This window comes from Streptomyces spiramenti, assembly GCF_012034385.1.
In the GTDB taxonomy this organism is placed as follows: Bacteria; Actinomycetota; Actinomycetes; order Streptomycetales; family Streptomycetaceae; genus Streptomyces; species Streptomyces spiramenti.
The window spans coordinates 1-1,427 of sequence record NZ_JAAVJB010000447.1; the positions used below are offsets into that span (position 1 = coordinate 1).

Here is a 1,427-nt window from a genome sequence, read left to right on the forward strand (position 1 = left end):
TCGGCGGGCCGGCCGGCGCGTCGGCGGGCCGGGAACCGCCGGGGTGTCCCGCGGACACGGTCCGGTGACGGGAGCCGCCGTCGGCGTGTCAGTTGCGGATCAGCAGCACGACGGCGGCGGAGACCACGGCGAGGCCGAGCGCGGCCAGTCCGTGGGTGAGCCGGGACTCGCGCAGCACGGCCACCGGCAGCAGCCGGTCCAGCGCGTACCGACCCGGCCCGGTCAGGGCGAGGGCCGCCGCCGCGACGGCCAGCACCAGCGGCAGTTCGTACCCGCCCATCCAGGCGTCCTCGGCGTGGGCGGAGAACAGCGCGTTGATGAGTGTGCCGACGACGGCGGCGGCGCCCAGCGGCGTCAGCAGGCCGAGGACCAGGCCGAGACCGCCGAGGAACTCCGCGAGCCCGGCGACCAGCGCCATGGTCTCGCCGGCCGGGTAGCCGAGGAAGGTGAAGAACTCGCCGGTGCCGTCGAGACCGCCGCCGTCGAAGGAACCGAACAGCTTCTGCGCGCCGTGCGCCGCCATCGTGAGGCCGACGCCGACACGCAGCAGGAGGAGGCCGAGGTCGATCCCGGAAGGCGTGGCACCGCCGAGCGGGCCGCCGTTCCGGGGCGCGGCGTCGGTGGGGGCGCCGGGGCTGGTGGTGGTGGTCGTCGTCACGGGTGATCTCCCGGTGGGGGCAGGGGGCGGCGGGACGCGGCCGGGCGACCGCCGCCCGTGGTTCGTTTCGGGTGCATGCGTTCACACACCGATATCGTTCAAATTGGAACTTCGATCGCCGAGCGTACAGGATCGTTCGAATTTGAACAACGCCGTAGGATGGTGCCATGGCGAACACCCGGTGGCTCGACGACGGCGAGATGGCGGCCTGGACCTCCTTCCTGGAGGCGACCCACCGCGTCTTCCGGGAGGTCGAGGCGCAGCTCCGCGACGAGGCGGGGCTCTCCCACCCGCAGTACGAGATCCTCATCAAACTCACGGATGCCGGGCCCGACGGGCTCAGGATGACCGAGCTCGCCACCACCCTCATCACCTCCAAGAGCGGCCTGACCTACCAGGTCGGGCAGCTGGAGAAGCGGGGACTCGTCACCCGGGGCGCCTGCCCCACCGACACCCGGGGCGTCACCGCCCGGATCACCCCCGCCGGCACGGACGCGCTGCGCGCCGCCGCCCCCGGGCACGTGGAGCGGGTACGCGCCGTCCTGATCGACCTGCTCGACCGGGAGCAGCTCGCAGCCGTCACCGACGCGATGAACAGCGTCAACGCCCGTCTGCGCGAGGAGAACTGACCGCCGGTCGTCCACCGGTGCCGCCGCGCGCCGGGCCGCGGCCCGGTCGTGCCGCCCTCAGCCCCCGTCGCCGTCCCCGGCCGGCGACGGCTCACCGGCGGGCCCTCCCGCGCGCGGGGCGCCCGCGGCCGGCCCAGGGG

At 74.6% G+C, this 1,427-nt stretch carries 2 protein-coding genes; one reads left to right on the forward strand and one right to left on the reverse strand.

The annotated features are described in order from the left end of the window. Positions 1 to 88 precede the first annotated feature (88 nt). The gene (locus HCJ92_RS24055) at positions 89 to 658 is read right to left on the reverse strand and encodes a DoxX family protein (protein WP_420824772.1); all 570 of its coding nucleotides are present in this window, start codon (positions 656 to 658) and stop codon (positions 89 to 91) included. A gap of 167 nt (positions 659 to 825) precedes the next feature. Here HCJ92_RS24055 and HCJ92_RS24060 point away from each other — a divergent pair, with 167 nt between their 5' ends. Then, on the forward strand, positions 826 to 1,287 hold the full coding sequence (locus HCJ92_RS24060; protein ID WP_167935709.1) for a MarR family winged helix-turn-helix transcriptional regulator: 462 nt from the start codon (positions 826 to 828) through the stop codon (positions 1,285 to 1,287). The last annotated feature ends 140 nt before the right edge of the window (positions 1,288 to 1,427 follow it).